The sequence below is a fragment of the Streptomyces sp. T39 genome (assembly GCF_008042045.1).
GTDB lineage: Bacteria > Actinomycetota > Actinomycetes > Streptomycetales > Streptomycetaceae > Streptomyces.
Map to the genome: position 1 here is coordinate 3,031,045 of NZ_RDBP01000012.1, position 16,914 is coordinate 3,047,958.

The 16,914-nt window shown below is 74.2% G+C and carries 17 protein-coding genes; 10 read left to right on the forward strand and 7 right to left on the reverse strand.

The window, feature by feature from the left end; translation table 11 throughout:
• Positions 1-2 precede the first annotated feature (2 nt).
• The 3 genes from EAO77_RS14785 (at position 3) to EAO77_RS14795 (ending at position 1,428) form a co-directional block, all read left to right on the forward strand.
• Positions 3-386 (forward strand): helix-turn-helix domain-containing protein, encoded by a 384-nt coding sequence (locus tag EAO77_RS14785; RefSeq protein ID WP_147988438.1) that lies wholly within the window; start codon positions 3-5, stop codon positions 384-386.
• A gap of 164 nt (positions 387-550) precedes the next feature.
• Complete coding sequence (locus EAO77_RS14790) at positions 551-1,021, forward strand: Dps family protein (RefSeq protein ID WP_147988439.1); 471 nt, start codon at positions 551-553, stop codon at positions 1,019-1,021.
• A gap of 158 nt (positions 1,022-1,179) precedes the next feature.
• Entirely contained in the window at positions 1,180-1,428 is a 249-nt protein-coding gene (locus EAO77_RS14795; RefSeq protein ID WP_261993904.1) for a hypothetical protein, read from the forward strand.
• A 134-nt stretch (positions 1,429-1,562) separates the two neighbouring features.
• Here EAO77_RS14795 and EAO77_RS14800 read toward each other — a convergent pair whose 3' ends face one another.
• Both EAO77_RS14800 and EAO77_RS14805 read right to left on the reverse strand, forming a co-directional pair.
• Complete coding sequence (locus EAO77_RS14800) at positions 1,563-2,363, reverse strand: Fpg/Nei family DNA glycosylase (protein WP_147988440.1); 801 nt, start codon at positions 2,361-2,363, stop codon at positions 1,563-1,565.
• Positions 2,364-2,396: 33 nt separating this feature from the next.
• Complete coding sequence (locus tag EAO77_RS14805) at positions 2,397-7,022, reverse strand: ATP-dependent helicase (RefSeq protein WP_147988441.1); 4,626 nt, start codon at positions 7,020-7,022, stop codon at positions 2,397-2,399.
• A 103-nt stretch (positions 7,023-7,125) separates the two neighbouring features.
• On the opposite strand from EAO77_RS14805, the gene EAO77_RS14810 reads away from it, so the two are divergent.
• Genes EAO77_RS14810 through EAO77_RS14820 form a run of 3 tightly spaced genes read left to right on the forward strand, consistent with a single transcriptional unit; the run spans position 7,126 to position 9,111 of the window.
• Positions 7,126-7,980 carry an AraC family transcriptional regulator gene (locus EAO77_RS14810; RefSeq protein ID WP_147988442.1) on the forward strand — a complete coding sequence of 285 codons (855 nt, stop codon included), beginning with the start codon at positions 7,126-7,128 and terminating at the stop codon, positions 7,978-7,980.
• 28 nt (positions 7,981-8,008) lie between these two features.
• Positions 8,009-8,806 carry an AzlC family ABC transporter permease gene (locus tag EAO77_RS14815; RefSeq protein WP_147988443.1) on the forward strand — a complete coding sequence of 266 codons (798 nt, stop codon included), beginning with the start codon at positions 8,009-8,011 and terminating at the stop codon, positions 8,804-8,806.
• Positions 8,803-9,111, forward strand: coding sequence for an AzlD domain-containing protein (locus tag EAO77_RS14820; protein ID WP_147988444.1), 309 nt, complete (start codon positions 8,803-8,805; stop codon positions 9,109-9,111). The genes EAO77_RS14815 and EAO77_RS14820 overlap by 4 nt, the downstream gene beginning before the upstream one ends.
• A gap of 27 nt (positions 9,112-9,138) precedes the next feature.
• Here EAO77_RS14820 and EAO77_RS14825 read toward each other — a convergent pair whose 3' ends face one another.
• Positions 9,139-10,074, reverse strand: coding sequence for a hypothetical protein (locus EAO77_RS14825; RefSeq protein ID WP_147988445.1), 936 nt, complete (start codon positions 10,072-10,074; stop codon positions 9,139-9,141).
• 79 nt (positions 10,075-10,153) lie between these two features.
• On the opposite strand from EAO77_RS14825, the gene EAO77_RS14830 reads away from it, so the two are divergent.
• From EAO77_RS14830 to recX, 4 genes are all read left to right on the forward strand, one after another.
• Entirely contained in the window at positions 10,154-10,348 is a 195-nt protein-coding gene (locus EAO77_RS14830) for a DUF3046 domain-containing protein (RefSeq protein ID WP_147988446.1), read from the forward strand.
• 301 nt (positions 10,349-10,649) lie between these two features.
• Complete coding sequence (locus EAO77_RS14835; RefSeq protein WP_147989135.1) at positions 10,650-11,786, forward strand: AI-2E family transporter; 1,137 nt, start codon at positions 10,650-10,652, stop codon at positions 11,784-11,786.
• Positions 11,787-12,069: 283 nt separating this feature from the next.
• Positions 12,070-13,194 (forward strand): recombinase RecA, encoded by a 1,125-nt coding sequence (gene recA, locus EAO77_RS14840; protein ID WP_147988447.1) that lies wholly within the window; start codon positions 12,070-12,072, stop codon positions 13,192-13,194.
• Positions 13,195-13,197: 3 nt separating this feature from the next.
• A complete protein-coding gene (gene recX, locus EAO77_RS14845; RefSeq protein WP_147988448.1) occupies positions 13,198-13,767 on the forward strand; it encodes a recombination regulator RecX in 570 nt (189 codons plus the stop codon).
• A 323-nt stretch (positions 13,768-14,090) separates the two neighbouring features.
• Here recX and EAO77_RS14850 read toward each other — a convergent pair whose 3' ends face one another.
• From EAO77_RS14850 to EAO77_RS14860, 4 genes are all read right to left on the reverse strand, one after another.
• Positions 14,091-14,558 (reverse strand): rhodanese-like domain-containing protein, encoded by a 468-nt coding sequence (locus EAO77_RS14850; protein WP_147988449.1) that lies wholly within the window; start codon positions 14,556-14,558, stop codon positions 14,091-14,093.
• Positions 14,555-15,121: a cysteine dioxygenase gene (locus EAO77_RS14855; protein WP_187283215.1), complete on the reverse strand. Its 567-nt coding sequence runs from the start codon at positions 15,119-15,121 to the stop codon at positions 14,555-14,557. Before EAO77_RS14855 ends, EAO77_RS14850 begins: the two co-directional genes overlap by 4 nt.
• Before the next feature lie 66 nt (positions 15,122-15,187).
• Positions 15,188-15,274 carry a putative leader peptide gene (locus tag EAO77_RS41020; RefSeq protein WP_315986099.1) on the reverse strand — a complete coding sequence of 29 codons (87 nt, stop codon included), beginning with the start codon at positions 15,272-15,274 and terminating at the stop codon, positions 15,188-15,190.
• Between the two features lie 32 nt (positions 15,275-15,306).
• The coding region (locus EAO77_RS14860) for an FAD-dependent monooxygenase (protein WP_261993905.1) at positions 15,307-16,914 on the reverse strand (1,608 nt) is incomplete at its 5' end.

A 16,914-nucleotide genomic window follows, 5' to 3' on the forward strand; every position in this document is an offset into this window, starting at 1 on the left:
CGATGATTCTGCTCCGTCGCCTGCTTGGTGACGTGCTGCGTCGGCAGCGCCAGCGCCAGGGCCGTACTCTGCGCGAAGTCTCCTCGTCCGCCCGAGTCTCACTCGGCTATCTCTCCGAGGTGGAGCGGGGGCAGAAGGAGGCTTCCTCCGAGCTGCTCTCCGCGATCTGCGACGCGCTGGACGTACGGATGTCCGAGCTCATGCGTGAGGTGAGCGACGAACTGTCCCTGGCCGAGCTGGCCGCGTCGGCGGCCGCCAGCGAACCGGTGCCCGCACCGGTACGCCCGATGCTGGGTTCCGTCTCCGTGACGTCGGTGGCAGGTGTGCCGACCGAGCGTGTGACGATCAAGGCGCCCACGGAAGCGGTCGACGTCGTCGCCGCCTGATCCGTAGGCACCGCCCGACATTTTCCGGGTTTGGACGAAGGTCCCGACAGGTACGCGAGTACTGTCGGGACCTTCGTGCATTTTGTGCGACAGGCCCCGGAATGACCCCTTTGAGTAGTTGTGCGATTGTGGAGCGTAGTCGTGCAACCGAGTGGAGGACACGCATGTCTGTCGTCAAGAGCCCTCTGTCCGATGCTGATCTGAAGACCGTCGGGGACGCCCTGCGGGGTGCGCTCGTCGACCTCGTGGATCTCGCCCTGGTCGCCAAGCAGGTCCACTGGAACGTCGTCGGTCCGCGGTTCCGGTCCGTCCACCTCCAGCTCGACGAGGTCGTGGACACCGCACGCCAGCACTCCGACACCGTCGCCGAGCGCGCCTCGGCGATCGGCGTGACCCCGGACGGCCGGGCGGCGTCGGTCGCCTCGCAGAGTGCCATCGGATCCGTGCCCGAGGGATGGATCAAGGACACCGACGCGGTGCAGTGCCTGGTGGACGCGCTCGGCGCGGTCATCTCCCGCATGCGCGAGCGCATCGAGGCCACGGAGAAGCCGGACCCGGTGAGCCAGGACATCCTGATCGCGGTCACGGCCGATCTCGAGAAGCACGCGTGGATGTTCCAGGCGGAGACGGCCTGACGGCTCCGTCGGCCGACGGAGCCGCGGCCCGGACGGACGGGCGGCGGTCGACCGGCGGACTCCGGCGCACGCGCGCCGGGTCCGCCAACCGCGCGCCCTCGCGCGGGACGGCGGACGCGCACTAGCGTCGGGAACGGGACGGACCGGAGGAGGCGGCCATGGCGATACGCGGGGCGGCCCTCGTGTCCGTCGTCCTGATCGGGCTGGTGGCGGGCGGGCTGTGGTGGTGGGCGGTGCTTCGGCTCGTCTTCGTGCCGGAGCACGCAGGAGTGCTGGAGGGAGCCGTCGCGGCGGGCGGCTGGGGGCTGAGTCTGCTGCCGGTGCATGTGGCGGCGTCCCGGGCCCCCGGGGGCGGTGCGCGGCGCGGCGGCGAGGACGGCATATCCGGCGCGGGTGAGCCGGGCTGAGGACGTGGCGGTGCGAGGGCGCCGGCGTCGGAGACGAGTCGAGGACCGAGGGCCTCTCGCGGGGACCGGGGCACGTGAAGCCCGCCGGGATCCCGACGGGGGCCCTGTGTGCGTTCTCGTGCGGTGGTGTCCGGTCAGGGTGTCGGCCCCGGCTGGCAGCCGCGGCACCAGTAGGTCACGCGCTCGGAGGCGCCGTCCGACTGCTCCGCCTTGCTCACCGGGGCGCCGCAGCGGAAGCAGGGGCGGCCCCGGCGCCCGTAGACGTACAGACGCTCACCCGGACGGCGGCCCGTGGTCGTGGTGCGGTCCGGGCGCGCCTTGTTGAGGTCGAGGAGACGGTGCGCGGTGGCCACCAGGCGGGCCGGGATGCCGTCACCGAGGTCGCCGACCGGCAGCCAGGGCGACACCCTTGCCAGGAAAGCCAGTTCGCACTTGTAGACATTGCCGATGCCGGCGAGATTGCGCTGGTCGAGAAGGGCTTCGCCGAGCGGGCGGCCGGGATCGGACAGCAGGTTGGCCACGGCCTTCCCGGCGTCCCAGTCGGGGCCGAGCAGATCGGGGCCGAGATGGCCCACGACCCTCTCCTCCTCGGCGGTGCGCAGCAGTTCGAGCACGGGAAGCCGGTAGCCGACGGCCGTGTGCTCGCCGGTGCCGAGGATCGCGCGGATCTCGAAGTCGGGGCCGCCGCGGAAGCGTTCACCCGTGCGGAACACCCGCCACGAGCCCTCCATCCGCAGATGGGAGTGGAGGGTCAGTCCGCCCTCGACACGGGTGAGCAGGTGCTTGCCCCGCGGGGTGACGTCCAGGACCTCCCGGCCGGTGAGGTCGACCGTGGCGAGCCGCGGCACCCGCAGATCCGACACGGTCAGGACCTGGCCGGCCAGCGCGGTGTGCAGTCGGTGTGCGGCGGACCAGACGGTGTCTCCTTCGGGCATGACCCCATGATGCGCCCTCGGCGGCGCGGCTCCTCAGGGCCGCAGCCGCAGTCCCCTGGGCGTGGCGTGGAATCCCGCGCCCTCCAGGGCGCGCCCCAGTGGTGACGTCAGGGCCGGTGTGCCGTTCGTCCGCTCCACGGTGACGGTGCCGAGCGCGCCCTCCCTGGCCGCGCCGGCCAGGGCTTCCGCCGCGGCGTGCAGGGCGGGGGCGTCCGGGTCGGTGGCCCAGGCGAGCAGCGACTTGCCGCCGCGCTCCATGTACAGCGTCAGCTCGCCGTCGACGAGCACCACGAGGGACCCCGCCTTGCGGCCCGGTTTGTGCCCGGCCCCCTCCGGCGGTTCGGGCCAGGGCAGCGCGGCCCCGTAGGCGTTGGCCGGGTCGGCGGCCGCCAGGACGACGGCGCGCGGGGCACCGTGGCCCTCCTCCCTGTCACGGGCGGTGGCCGCGGCGCGCAGCCGGTCCACGGCGCCGTCCATGGCGAACTGGGCCGCACCCAGACCTTCGACGACATAGCCGCGGCGAGCCTGGCCGCTGTCCTCGAAGGCCGACAGGACGCGGTAGGTGGCGGAGAAGCCGCCCTCCACGCCCTCGGCCGCCACCGCGCCCCGGGTGACGACGCCGTGCCGGTCCAGCAGGGTGCGCGCCAGGGCGTGCGCGCGGTGGGTGGGCTCGGGCTCCGGCGGCGGCAGCAGCGACCAGCGCCCGCTGACGGTCGGCGGGCCCGAGCGGGAGGCGGTACGGGCGGCGGCGGAGAGGGTGCCGAAGCGGCCGCGGGGGACGGTGCGCCGCGCGCGGTGGGCCGTCGAGCCGGCCGTGCGGCCCGATCCGAGCAGCGCCCTCAGCGGTGCCAGGGTGTCGTTGGTCAGCCGGCCCGACCACGCCAGGTCCCACAGCGCGTCGGCGAGTTGAGGGTCCGAGGCGTCCGGGTGGGTGGTGGCACGGACCTGATCGGCGATCTGCCGGAAGAAGAGGCCGTATCCGCCCGAGAGCGCGGTGAGGACCGACTCGTGCAGGGCCGTCAGCTCCAGCGGGTGGGGGGCGGGCAGCAACAGGGGTGCGGCGTCCGCGAGATACAGGGAGACCCAGCCGTCCTTGCCGGGCAGCGCGCCCGCGCCCGCCCACAGCACTTCGCCGGTGGTGGTGAGCTCGTCGAGCAGGGTGGGGCCGTAGTGGGAGACGCGGGACGGGAGCACCAGCTTCTCCAGGGCCGAGGCGGGCACGGCCGCGCCCTGGAGCTGCTCGATCGCGCGGGCCAGTCCGTCGATCCCGCGCAGGCGGTTGCCTCCCATGTGCTGCCACTGCGGCAGGAACGAGGCGAGCGCGGCGGGCGCCACCGGCTCCAGTTCGTGGCGCAGGGCGGCCAGGGACCGGCGGCGCAGCCTGCGCAGGACGGTGGCGTCGCACCACTCCTGTCCGATGCCCGACGGATGGAACTCGCCCTGCACCACCCGCCCCGCACCGGCGAGACGCTGGAGCGCCCCCTCGGTGACCGCCGGGCCGAGGCCGAAGCGGCCCGCAGCCCGGGACGACGTGAACGGGCCGTGGGTGCGGGCGAAGCGGGCCAGCAGATCACCGAGCGGATCCTTCACGGGCTCGGTGAAGGCCTCCGGCACGCCGACCGGGAGCGCCGTGCCGAGGGCGTCGCGCAGCCGGCCCGCGTCCTCGACGGCCGCCCAGTGGTCGGCGCCCGCGATCCGGACCCGGATCGCGCGGCGCGCCCCGGCCAGTTCCTCGGCCCAGGCCTCCTCGCCGCCGCGCTCCGCGATCTCGGCCCCGGTGAGCGGACCGAGGACGCGCAGCAGGTCCGCCACGCCCTCGGCGTCCTTCACGCGCCGGTCGTCGGTGAGCCACTGGAGCTCGCGCTCGAGTTCGGTGAGGACGTCCGCGTCGAGCAGCTCGCGCAGCTCGGCCTGGCCGAGCAGTTCGGCGAGCAGCCGGGAGTCCAGGGACAGGGCCGCCGCCCTGCGCTCGGCGAGCGGCGAGTCCCCCTCGTACAGGAACTGGGCCACGTAGCCGAAGAGCAGCGAGCGGGCGAACGGGGACGGCTCCGGGGTGGTGATCTCGACCAGGCGGACGCGGCGCGACTCGATGTCGCCCATCAGCTCGGTGAGGCCGGGGACGTCGAAGACGTCCTGGAGACACTCGCGGACGGCCTCCAGCACGATGGGGAACGAACCGAACTCGCTCGCCACCTGGAGCAGTTGCGCGGCACGCTGGCGCTGCTGCCACAGGGGTGTGCGCTTGCCGGGACTGCGGCGCGGCAGCAGCAGGGCACGGGCGGCGCACTCGCGGAAACGTGACGCGAACAGGGCCGAGCCGCCGACCTGGTCGGTCACGAGCTGGGCGACCTCGCCCTTGTCGAAGACCGTGTCACCGGCGCCGACGGGCGCCTGCTCGCCGCCGTGCGGGGAGTCGTCGTGGACCGGGTCCTGGTCGAGCAGGTCGAGGCTCATCAGATCGGCGTCGGGCAGCCGCAGCACGATGCCGTCGTCGGCATGCATCACCTGGGCGTCCATGCCGTACCGCTCGGCGAGCCGGGCGCCCAGCGCCAGCGCCCACGGCGCGTGCACCTGGGCGCCGAAGGGCGAGTGGATCACCACCCGCCAGTCGCCCAGTTCGTCACGGAAGCGCTCGACGAGGATGGTGCGGTCGTCGGGCACATGGCCGCAGGCGCGGCGCTGTTCGTCGAGGTAGGAGAGGACGTTGTCCGCCGCCCAGGCGTCCAGACCGGCGGCGAGCAGCCGCAGCCGGGCGTCCTCGTCGGACAGGCCGCCGATCTCGCGGAGGAAGGCGCCGACGGCGCGGCCCAGTTCCAGCGGCCGGCCCAGCTGGTCGCCCTTCCAGAAGGGCAGCCGGCCCGGCACACCGGGCGCGGGGGAGACCAGGACCCGGTCGCGGGTGATGTCCTCGATGCGCCAGGAGGTCGTGCCCAGCGTGAAGACGTCGCCCACCCGGGACTCGTAGACCATCTCCTCGTCCAGCTCGCCGACGCGGCCGCCGCCCTTCTTCGGGTCGGCGCCCGCGAGGAAGACGCCGAACAGGCCCCGGTCGGGGATGGTGCCGCCCGAGGTCACCGCGAGCCGCTGCGCCCCGGGCCGGCCGGTGACCGTGCCCGCGACGCGGTCCCACACCACCCGGGGGCGCAGTTCGGCGAAGGCGTCCGACGGATAGCGGCCCGCGAGCATGTCGAGCACGGCGGTGAACGCCGACTCGGGCAGCGAGGCGAACGGGGCGGCTCTGCGCACCAGCGCCAGCAGGTCGTCGAAGTGCCACGTGTCCAGGGAGACCATGGCGACCAGCTGCTGCGCCAGGACGTCCAGCGGGTTGGCCGGGACGCGCAGCGACTCGATGGAGCCCGTCCGCATCCGCTCCGTCACCACGGCCGCCTGCACGAGATCGCCGCGGTACTTGGGGAACACGACGCCGGTGGACACCGCGCCGACCTGGTGCCCCGCGCGGCCCACCCGCTGGAGTCCGGAGGCGACCGAGGGCGGCGACTCGACCTGCACGACGAGGTCCACGGCGCCCATGTCGATGCCCAGCTCCAGGCTGGAGGTGGCCACGACGGCCGGCAGCCGTCCCGCCTTCAGGTCCTCCTCGACCAGGGCGCGCTGCTCCTTGGAGACCGAGCCGTGGTGCGCCCGGGCCAGCAGCGACGGGGCGCCCTTGGAGGCGCCCGACTGCGCCATGATCTCGGCCGGCGGGGCGTCCTCCGGCATGGGAGCGCCGGTGGCCCGCTCGTAGGCGATCTCGTTGAGCCGGTTGCACAGGCGCTCCGCGAGACGGCGGGAATTGGCGAAGACGATCGTGGAACGGTGCGCCTGGACGAGGTCGGCGATGCGCTCCTCCACATGCGGCCAGATCGACGGGCGCTCGGCCGCCGCGCCGGATGCGTCCGACGCGGGGGAGCCGCCCAGCTCGCCCAGGTCCTCGACCGGGACGACCACCGACAGGTCGAACTCCTTGCCCGAGGGCGGCTGGACGATCTCCACCCGGCGCTGCGGCGACAGGAAGCGGGCGATCTCGTCGACCGGGCGCACCGTCGCGGACAGCCCGATCCTGCGGGCAGGACGCGGCAGCAGCTCGTCGAGGCGCTCCAGGGACAGCGCGAGATGCGCGCCCCGCTTCGTCCCGGCCACGGCGTGCACCTCGTCGAGGATGACCGTCTCGACGCCGGCCAGGGCGTCCCTCGCCGCGGACGTCAGCATCAGGAAGAGCGACTCGGGCGTGGTGATCAGGATGTCCGGCGGGCGGGTCACCAGGGCCCGCCGCTCCGCCGGCGGGGTGTCGCCGGACCGGATGCCGACCCGCACCTCGGGCTCCGGCAGGCCCAGGCGGACGGACTCCTGCCGGATGCCCGTCAGCGGGCTGCGCAGATTCCGCTCCACGTCGACCGCGAGCGCCTTGAGCGGGGAGACGTACAGCACCCGGCAGCGCTGCTTCGGATCGGCGGGCGGGGGAGTGGAGGTGAGCCGGTCGAGAGCGGCCAGGAACGCGGCCAGCGTCTTGCCGGACCCGGTCGGCGCGACCACCAGCACGTCCGCGCCCTCGCCGATGGCCTGCCAGGCGCCCTCCTGCGCCGCCGTGGGCGCACTGAAGGCCCCCGTGAACCAGCCTCGGGTCGCGGGGGAGAAGGAGTCGAGCGCAGTCCTGGCCATGCCCCCCATCGTGCACCCGGGCACCGACAACGGATGTCCAGGACGTGGACGAACCGCTCGGCCGCGCAGCAGGCGGGCGCAGAATGGCGGTATGGAGGGCGGCATGGACACGGACGCGGCACCGGACCGGAAGGACGAGTGGGCACGGCACTGGCAGTACCCGGGCGTGCCCGGCCTGGACCTGCTGCGCGCGCGGTACGTCCGGCACTCCTTCACCCGGCACACCCACGAGGGCTTCGTCCTCGGCGCCGTCCGCCGGGGCATCGAGGACGTCGTCATGCCGAACGGCACCATCCGCGCCCGGCCGGGCACCGTCGTCATGATCAACCCGGAGGTCCCCCACTCGGCGAAGGCGGGCGTCCCCGAGGGCTGGGTCTACTCGACCCTGTACCCGTCGTCGGAGCTGGTCGCCTCGATCGCCGCCGAGACGACCACGCTGCGCGGTACGGCGGGCTTCGCCGAGACCATCGTCGAGGACGCCGACGCGGCCCGTCTGGTGCACGAGGTGCACCGCGCCGCGGAGGAGGGCAACGCCCTGGCCGCCGACAGCGTGCTGCGCATCACGGTCGCCCGGCTGCTGCGCCGTCACGGCGGTTCGCTGCCCGGCCGCACCGCGCCGGCGCCGGGGGGCGCCACGGCGGAGCGCGCACGGCAGGTGCTGGAGGACCGGATGGCCGACCCTCCCTCGCTGGAGGAGCTCGCGCAGGAACTCGGCACCAGCCCGTTCGCCCTGCTGCGCGCCTTCAAGGCCGCGTACGGGCTGCCGCCCCACACCTGGCTCACCGACGCCCGGGTGCGCCGGGCCCGGCGGCTGCTGGACGCGGGTACGGCACCCGCCGACGCCGCGGTCGCGGTGGGCTTCACCGACCAGCCGCATCTCAACCGGCACTTCACCCGGATCGTCGGAGTGCCGCCGGGGGCGTACCGCCGCGAGCGCGCAAGAACGTACAAGACCTGAGGTCAGGGCCGCCCCTAGGGTCGCGGACGTGGCAGAACAGACAGCTCCTCCAGAGACACCCGCCGGCGCCGCGCGGGCGGCAGCCCCCGGGTCCGGCAAACCGGACTCCGCCGTGGTGCGCGACGCGCTCGGGGTCGGCGTCGCCGTCGGCCTCTCCGGCTTCGCCTTCGGCGTCACGTCCGCCGGCGCCGGCCTCACGCTCCTCCAGACCTGCGTGCTCAGCCTGCTCGTCTTCACCGGCGCCTCGCAGTTCGCCCTGGTCGGGGCCATCGCGGCGGGCGGGAACCCGTTCGCGGCGGCCGCCGGGGCGTTCTTCCTCGGCATGCGCAACGCGTTCTACGGGCTGCGGCTGTCGCAGCTGCTCGCCCTGCCCCGCTTCGTGCGGCCCCTCGCCGCGCACTGGGTGATCGACGAGACGACCGCCGTCGCGCTCGCCCAGCCCACCCGGCGGCAGGTCCGGCTCGGCTTCACCGTCACCGGTCTGACCCTGTACGTGCTGTGGAACCTGACCACGCTGCTCGGCGCGCTCGGGGCCGAGGCGCTCGGCGACACGGACGCCTGGGGCCTGGACGCGGCCGGGCCCGCGGTCTTCCTCGCCCTGCTCGCGCCGATGCTGCGCACCGCGACCGAGCGTGCCGCCGCGGGCCTCGCCGTGCTGCTGGGCCTCGGCCTGCTGCCGGTGCTCCCGGCCGGCGTACCGGTGCTGGTGGCGGCGCTCGCCGCACCCGCCGTGCTGTGGTTCAAGGGCCGCTCGCTCGGCGCGGGCGGCGGGACGCCGGACGCCGGGGCCGGCGGCACCGACCGTACGAAGGGACAGGACCGTTGAACGTCTGGATCGCGATCGCCGCCACCGCCGTCGGCTGCTACCTGGTGAAGTTCGCCGGTCTGCTGGTGCCGGCCCACGCCCTGGAGCGGCCGCTCGTGCAGCGGCTCGCCGCGCTGCTCCCCGTCGCCCTGCTGGCGGCCCTCACCGCGCAGCAGACCTTCAGCACCGGCCAGTCGCTCGTCCTCGACGCGCGGGCGGCCGGGGTCGCGGCAGCCGCCCTCGCGCTGGTGCTGCGGGCTCCGTTCCTGGTCGTCGTCGGTGCGGCCGTGGCGGTGACGGCGGGGGTGCGGGCGCTCGGGGGCTGACCCGCCCGCCCCTCGCCCGAAGCGCCCTCAGCCCAGGTGGCGGCCGTGCGCCTGGAGCGTGCGCAGCGCCTCGATCGTCACGATCGGCCGGGACTCCAGCGCCGTGCCCGGGGCCCACTCCCGCCAGGTGAGGGGCCAGCCGCCGTCCGCCTGCTGCTGACCGGCCAGGTGGTCGAGCGAGAGGGCCATCTCCTCGTCGGTGAACCAGCGGCGGGCGAGCGAGCCCGGTGTCGGGGCGTAGTGGTGCGGGAAGTGGTGCTCGCCCGGTGCGTAGCCGGGCGCCACGGGCAGGTCGGCGGTGCGCCCCGGGTCCAGGGCGACCAGCCGCCGGTCCCTGACCAGCCGTCCCAGCCGGGCCGCGGCCGCCTCGGCGCGCGACCGGTCGGGCGCGCTGTCCAGGAACGCGATCGCCGCCTCGACCTCGTAGGGGTGCGTGGTCTCCAGGGCGTCGATCGCGGCCCAGCAGAAGTCGGTGGCCCGGAACAGCCACGCGTGCCACACCTGGTTGCGGTGCAGCAGCCCGACGACCGGCCCGGTCGCCAGCAGGTCGCTCCGGGGGGCGTCCACCACGGGGAGGAACGGCGCGTGGGGGTAGCCCCGCTGCGACGGATGGATCGCGGGCAGCGCGCCCTCGGCCGTGGACACCTCCGTCAGATAGCGGCACATCCGTTCCACGCGCAGACCGCCGCAGCGCCCGATCGAGTCCAGCACCCGCAGCGCGTGCGCGGTGTGCAGGGGCTGGCTGAGGGGGCCGCGGAGATCGGGTTCGAGGGCGTGGCCGTAGCCGCCGTCGTCGTTGAGGTAGGCGAAGAGCGCGGTCTCGACGGGGTCGGCCCCGCCGCCCAGGAAGTGGTAGGCGAACCGCCGCTGTTCGAGGACGCGGGCGGTCAGCCAGACGAAGTGCTCGGCGCGGGCGAGGGAGGACGCGATCGGCGCCTCGGTGGATACTCCGGTTCCAGCCATGGACCGACCGTAGGACGGAAAGGGCTTTCGGCAAGTCCGCCGAACGGGTCAGCACCCTCCGGGGCGGGATACTGGAGTCATGCGGTTGACGATTTTCTGGGAACGGATGGCCGATCACTTCGGTCCTGCCTACGCGGACTCCTTCGCGCGCGACCATGTGATGACCGAACTGGGCGGCCGCACGGTCCACCAGGCGCTCGACGCGGGCTGGGAGACGAAGGACGTGTGGCGTGCCGTCTGCGCGGCCATGGACGTCCCCGCCGACAAGCGCTGAGTCACCCGCCCTTCGGTCTGCGGCCACCGGGGTAGGCGACACTTGGCCGGTGGACCGGACCGACAGCACACCCTCCCAGGCCTCCGACGGCACGCCTTCGCCCGATCCCGGCGACGCCTCCGCCTCCGCCGATCCCGGCGACGCCTCCGTCCGGCGCGCCGGCGGCGAGCCCTCGCCGGGCGCCGGCGGCGTGCCGGTGAACACCGGAAGCGTGTCGCTGGGCGCCACCCCTGCGCAGCCGGGGGCGGCGGCCGCCCCGCCCCAGGAGCCTCCGCCGGGCGCCGGCGGAGGGCTGGGCGGGATGCCGCGCTGGCTGCCGCGTGCCATGGTGCTCGCGCTGGCCCTGTACGCCTGCTTCCAGCTGGGCAGCTGGGCGTTCCATCAGCTCATCGGACTGCTGATCAACATCCTGATCGCGTTCTTCCTCGCCCTCGCCGTGGAACCGGCGGTCGGCCGGATGGCCGCCCGTGGCATGCGCAGGGGCGTCGCCACCTTCCTGGTCTTCTTCGCCGTGCTGGTGGCGGGCGTCGGCTTCGTGGTGCTGCTGGGCTCGATGCTGGCCGGCCAGATCGTGGAGATGGTCGAGGACTTCCCCGCCTATCTGGACTCGGTGATCCGCTGGGTCAACAGCACGTTCCACACCGAACTCTCGCGTGTCGAGGTCCAGGACAGCCTGCTGCGCTCCGACTGGCTGCGCAGATACGTGCAGAACAGCGCCTCGGGCGTGCTCGACGTCTCCGCCCAGGTGCTCGGCGGCCTCTTCAAGCTGCTGACGATCTTCCTGTTCTCGTTCTACTTCGCGGCCGACGGGCCCCGGCTGCGGCGGACCCTGTGCTCCGTCCTGCCGCCCGCCCGGCAGGCCGAGGTGCTGCGCGCCTGGGAGATCGCCGTCGACAAGACCGGCGGCTACCTGTACTCGCGCGGACTGATGGCCCTGATCTCGGGCGTCGCCCACTTCGTCCTGCTGGAGATCCTCGGGGTGCCCTACGCCCCGGCCCTCGCGGTCTGGGTGGGCCTGGTGTCGCAGTTCATCCCGACGATCGGCACCTATCTCGCCGGCGCGCTGCCGATGCTGATCGCGTTCACCGTGAACCCCTGGTACGCCCTGTGGGTCCTCGGGTTCGTCGTGGTCTACCAGCAGTTCGAGAACTACATGCTCCAGCCCAAGCTGACCTCCAGGACCGTCGACATCCACCCCGCGGTCGCCTTCGGGTCCGTGGTCGCGGGCACGGCTCTGCTCGGGGCGGTCGGCGCCCTGATCGCGATTCCCGCGGTGGCGACGCTGCAGGCCTTCCTGGGGGCGTACGTGCGGCGCTACGACGTGACCGACGACCCGCGCGTCCACGGGCACCGCCGGCACGGCGCCGGCCGGATCGTGGAGCGGATGCGGGCCCTGGCGGAGCGGCACGGCGGGCAGGGGCGGGGCGGCGACGCCTGAGCCGGGCCGCGCCGCGCCGCGGGCGGGCGTGCGGCGGCTTCCGGGCTCCGCCGCGGCCGCTTCGGAGCGCCGTCGCCGGAGCGCTCCGACTCCCGCGTGGTGCGCTTGACACGAAAATCGAACATCCATTCTTATGGGATTCCGGCCCGCACGGGCGCCGTCCGGACCCCCGGACCGCCCCTGAGTTGTCCACAGGCCGGAGGGACGTCGGGGCCCGTTGTCAGTGGCAGGGGTTAGCGTCTTTGACGTGAAGCGATCGACTCAAGCAAATCGGGTGGAACCCATGGCAGGAACCGACCGCGAGAAGGCGCTCGACGCCGCGCTCGCACAGATTGAACGGCAATTCGGCAAGGGCGCCGTCATGCGCCTCGGCGAGCGGCCGAACGAGCCCATCGAGGTCATCCCCACCGGGTCGACCGCTCTCGACGTCGCCCTCGGCGTCGGCGGCCTGCCGCGCGGCCGCGTGGTGGAGGTCTACGGCCCCGAGTCCTCCGGCAAGACGACCCTGACCCTGCACGCCGTCGCCAACGCCCAGCGGGCCGGCGGCCAGGTGGCCTTCGTGGACGCCGAGCACGCGCTCGACCCGGAGTACGCCAAGAAGCTCGGCGTCGACATCGACAACCTCATCCTCTCCCAGCCCGACAACGGCGAGCAGGCGCTCGAGATCGTGGACATGCTGGTCCGCTCCGGCGCCCTGGACCTCATCGTCATCGACTCCGTGGCGGCCCTGGTGCCCCGTGCCGAGATCGAGGGCGAGATGGGCGACTCCCACGTCGGCCTCCAGGCCCGGCTGATGAGCCAGGCGCTCCGCAAGATCACCAGCGCGCTCAACCAGTCCAAGACCACCGCGATCTTCATCAACCAGCTCCGCGAGAAGATCGGTGTGATGTTCGGCTCGCCGGAGACCACGACCGGTGGCCGCGCGCTCAAGTTCTACGCCTCGGTGCGCATCGACATCCGCCGTATCGAGACCCTGAAGGACGGCACGGAGGCGGTCGGCAACCGCACCCGCTGCAAGGTCGTGAAGAACAAGGTCGCCCCGCCCTTCAAGCAGGCCGAGTTCGACATCCTCTACGGCCAGGGCATCAGCCGTGAGGGCGGTCTGATCGACATGGGCGTGGAGCACGGCTTCGTCCGCAAGGCCGGTGCCTGGTACACGTACGAGGGCGACCAGCTCGGCCAGGGCAAGGAGAACGCCCGCAACTTCCTCAAGGACAACCCCGACCTCGCCGACGAGATCGAGAAGAAGATCAAGGACAAGCTCGGCGTCGGCGTCCGGCCGGAGGCCGCCGCGACCGACCCGGCGTCCGACCCGGCGGCCCCGGTCGCGGCCGACGACGCGGCGAAGTCCGTGCCGGCGCCCGCGACCAAGGCGAAGTCGGCCAAGACGGCGGCGGCCAAGGCCTGATCCATGGCCCGGCGTACGGAATGGCCGGGCGACAGCGCCGACCCGTCGAGGGCCGGGACGGCGCTGCCGCCGCAGGACCCGGCTGAGCGGGCGCGGGCGATCTGCCTGCGCCTGCTCACCGGGACCCCTCGCACCCGCAAGCAGCTGGCGGACGCCCTGCACAAGCGGGAGATCCCTCCGGAGATCGCGGAGGAGGTCCTCTCCCGCTTCGAGGACGTCGGTCTCATCGACGACGCCGCCTTCGCCGGCGCGTGGGTCGAGTCCCGTCACCACGGGCGCGGCCTCGCCCGGCGGGCTCTCGCCCGTGAACTGCGCACCAAGGGAGTCGACTCCTCGCTGATCGACGAGGCCGTGGGCCGGCTCGACTCGGACCAGGAGGAGGAGACGGCCCGGGAACTGGTGGCACGCAAGCTGCGGTCCACCCGGGGCCTCGACCGGGACCGCCGGATACGGCGCCTTGCCGGCATGCTCGCCCGCAAGGGGTATCCGGAGGGCATGTCCCTGCGCGTGGTGCGGCGCGCCCTCGAAGAGGAGGGCGAGGACGTGGACGACCTGGAGGGCACGGGCTTCTGACCGGCTTCGGACGGAGCGCGGCAGGTGGCCGCGCCCACCACCGGCGCGGGGCCCATGCCCCCGTGGGTGCCCGACCGCTCGCGCGGCAGGCCGCCCCACCGGTCCGGGAGCGCCCGCCCCGCACCGCCCCGCATGGCACGGCACGGCACCGAGGCGCCCCCCGTGCCGCGGCCGGCGGGGAGACCGTCCGCGCGACGCCCGCCCCGCGCGGGGACGCACCTCGGCCCAAGAGCTCCGGTCCGGTGCACCGCCCGGCGTTCCGCGCCGGGGAGGACCGCGCCGGCCGGCTCGCAGCGGGCAGGCCAGGCGCGGTTGCGCCGTGATCAGCCCTTCCCGGTTTCCCCGGGAGCGGGCGCGGCGGGGCGGAGAACCGCAGGGACGGCGGGTGCACCTGTCTCCGGAGTCCATCCGGCGACCGGCAAACCCGCGGCGCGCCAGGCCTGGAAGCCGCCGATCAGGTCCGTCGCACGGTGCAGCCCGAGACGATGGAGCGATTCCGCCGCCAGGGAGGAGGCGTACCCCTCGTTGCAGATCACCACGACGCGCAGACCCGGGCCGGAGACCTCCGGGAGGCGGTGGCTGCCCGACGGGTCGAGCCGCCACTCCAGCTCGTTCCGCTCCACCACGAGGGCGCCCGGGATCAGTCCGTCGCGTTCCCGCAGCGCCTGGTAGCGGATGTCCACCAGCAGCCCGCCGTCGTCGGCGGCCTTGTACGCCTCCTGCGGCCCGACCCGCTCGAAGCCCTCGCGTATCCGCGCCAGCAGGTCGTCGATGCCCGGCCGCCCGCTCACTGCCAGTCCTCCGGACGCTCCACCTGCTCCAGTCGCAGCACCGCGCCGGACCGGCTGAAGCGCCGCATCAGGGGAAGCGGCGGGTAGTACGCGTGGACGGAGACGGCGTGCTCCGTGGCCGACTCGTTGAGCACCTCGTGCACATGGTGGGCGCCGAACGCGCGGGCGCTCCCGCCGGGCAGGCGCCGCTCCCGGTCCACACCGTCGTTCAGTTCCAGGCTCCGCCATCCGCTCGACGGCAGCCGGACGGCGAGCGAGTACTCGGTCAGCTCGCCCTCCGCGGTGGCGAACGCCCCCAGCGACTCGGCGTGGTCGTGCCAGCCGGTGCCGGTGCCGGGCGGCCAGCCGATCAGCCAGGCCTCGCTGCCCCGCGGGCCGTCGAGCCGCAGCCAGGTCCGCCCTTCGGGGTCACGGGGGAGCACGGCGATCAGCTCCTCGTCGGCAGCGGCGCGGCGCACGAAGTCGAGGAGTTCGGCCGCGGTGGGCCCCGAGGAGCGCGGCGCCCCCACGCCGTCCGCGGCGGGAGCGGGGGGTACGGAAAGATGCTGGGCAGGCTGGGACACGGGAAACCGTCCTGAGGTTCGCGGGAGGGCGTGACGGCGCGGCGGCCGTGACGCGGGAGAAGCGAGTCAGCAGGACGGTCGACACACGCAGCCCGCGTAGCGGACGAGGTCCATATGGACCCTCCGCCACAGGCGCGCATAGGTGTCGGTCACGCTCCGGAGTACACCATGTGGATCTCCGTCGGTCAATCGACGTCCGCGGTCCGGGCGCTCCGGTCGGTGCGGGCCGGGGCACCGCCGCGCACGGTGTCCGCGGCGGCGTGCAGTTCGTCCGGCCGGACGCCCGCGAAGGCGGCCGCGAGGTGCCCGTCGGGCCGGACGAGCAGCACGGTGTGCGCGGAGGCGCCCGGATAGGCCTCGGTCACCAGCAGTTCGGCGCGCACGGGCAGACGGTCCACCGCCGCCGCCAGCCGGGGCATCACTCCCGCGCTGACCCAGTGCCGCCGGTCCCACACACCGGTGCCGGGGGCGACCAGGACCACGAGCAGTCCCCGGCCGAGCCGGCCGCGCAGTGTGCCGGTCGTGCCGTCCGGCGCCGTCACCCGGACGTCGTCGACCGGCGCACCGGGCTGCGTGGCCACCGGTGCCCGGGTCGCCGTGGGCTCCGGGGCGAGCGGGGAGTGGGTGTGGACCGGCGGTGCGCCGAGCGGGCCGTGGCCGAGGTGACCGTCGGTGAGCATGGCGTCGTGGCCGCGTGCCGCGCCCGGGAGGTAGGTCCGCAGCCCGCCGCCGCTGCGCAGTATCGGCAGCGACTGGTCGGCGGCGCGCAGGCGTGCGGCCACCGCCGTGCGCCGCTCGTCCTGGTAGCTGTCGAGCAGGGCGGGCGAGGCGTCCTGGTGCCAGGCGTGCGCCAGCTTCCAGGACAGATTGCCGATGTCGCGCAGTCCTTCGTCGACGCCCTGCGTGCCGAGGGCGCCCAGCAGATGCGCGGCGTCACCGGCGAGGAAGGTCCGCTCCACCCGCCAGCGCCGTGCGAGCCGGTGGTGGATGGTGTGCACGCCGGTGTCGAGCAGTTCGTACGCCGGCGTCTCGCCGCACCAGCCGGCCAGCGTGTCGCGCACCCGGGCCACCAGGCTCTCCGGGGTCACCAGTTCACCCCGGGGCGGCAGCAGCCAGTCGAGGCGCCACACCCCGTCCGCCAGCGGCCGGGCCGTGACCTCCTCCGTGCCCGGCAGCCACGGCGGCCGCCGGTGCAGCAACGCCTCGCCGGGCCACGGAAGTTCGGTGCGCAGTGCGGCGACCGCGTGGCGTTCCACGGCCGTGCGGCCGGGGAAGCGGATGCCGAGCAGCTTGCGGACCGTCGACCTGGCGCCGTCGCAGCCGACCAGGTAACTGCCCCGCCACCATGTGCCCGAGGGTCCGCGGGTGTGGGCGGTGACGCCGGTGCGGTCCTGCTCCAGCGTGTCGAGGCGGCTGTCGGTGACGAGTCTGACGAGCCGCTCGCCCGCGGCCGCGTCCCGCAGGCCCCGGGTGAGGGCGTGCTGGGGGATGTGGAACGGGGCGGGGGTGACGGCGTCGCCGAGCGGCAGGTGCCGCATCTCCTGGCGGCGCAGCATCGAACGCCAGCCCGTCCAGCGGACGCCCTCGTCACGAAGCGTGGCGCAGCCGAGCCGTTCGGCCGTCGCGGCCGTGTCCGCGCGCAGGACGACGGTCCTGGCCGGGCGGGGCTCCTCCTTGCCGTTGGTCTCGTCGAGCACCACGGACGGGACGTCCTGCGCGGCGAGGCGACGGGGTGTGGCGCCTCGACTGGCTGGCCGGGCACGGAGGAGGTCACGGCCCGGCCGCTGGCGGAC

Bases quoted from the DNA above. Each gene is read 5' to 3' on its own strand.
- EAO77_RS14785 (WP_147988438.1), top strand. From the start codon at position 3: ATGATTCTGCTCCGTCGCCTGCTTGGTGACGTGCTGCGTCGGCAGCGC.
- EAO77_RS14790 (WP_147988439.1), top strand. From the start codon at position 551: ATGTCTGTCGTCAAGAGCCCTCTGTCCGATGCTGATCTGAAGACCGTC.
- EAO77_RS14795 (WP_261993904.1), top strand. From the start codon at position 1,180: ATGGCGATACGCGGGGCGGCCCTCGTGTCCGTCGTCCTGATCGGGCTG.
- EAO77_RS14800 (WP_147988440.1), bottom strand. From the start codon at position 2,363: ATGCCCGAAGGAGACACCGTCTGGTCCGCCGCACACCGACTGCACACC.
- EAO77_RS14805 (WP_147988441.1), bottom strand. From the start codon at position 7,022: ATGGCCAGGACTGCGCTCGACTCCTTCTCCCCCGCGACCCGAGGCTGG.
- EAO77_RS14810 (WP_147988442.1), top strand. From the start codon at position 7,126: ATGGACACGGACGCGGCACCGGACCGGAAGGACGAGTGGGCACGGCAC.
- EAO77_RS14825 (WP_147988445.1), bottom strand. From the start codon at position 10,074: ATGGCTGGAACCGGAGTATCCACCGAGGCGCCGATCGCGTCCTCCCTC.
- EAO77_RS14830 (WP_147988446.1), top strand. From the start codon at position 10,154: ATGCGGTTGACGATTTTCTGGGAACGGATGGCCGATCACTTCGGTCCT.
- EAO77_RS14835 (WP_147989135.1), top strand. From the start codon at position 10,650: ATGCCGCGCTGGCTGCCGCGTGCCATGGTGCTCGCGCTGGCCCTGTAC.
- recA (WP_147988447.1), top strand. From the start codon at position 12,070: ATGGCAGGAACCGACCGCGAGAAGGCGCTCGACGCCGCGCTCGCACAG.
- recX (WP_147988448.1), top strand. From the start codon at position 13,198: ATGGCCCGGCGTACGGAATGGCCGGGCGACAGCGCCGACCCGTCGAGG.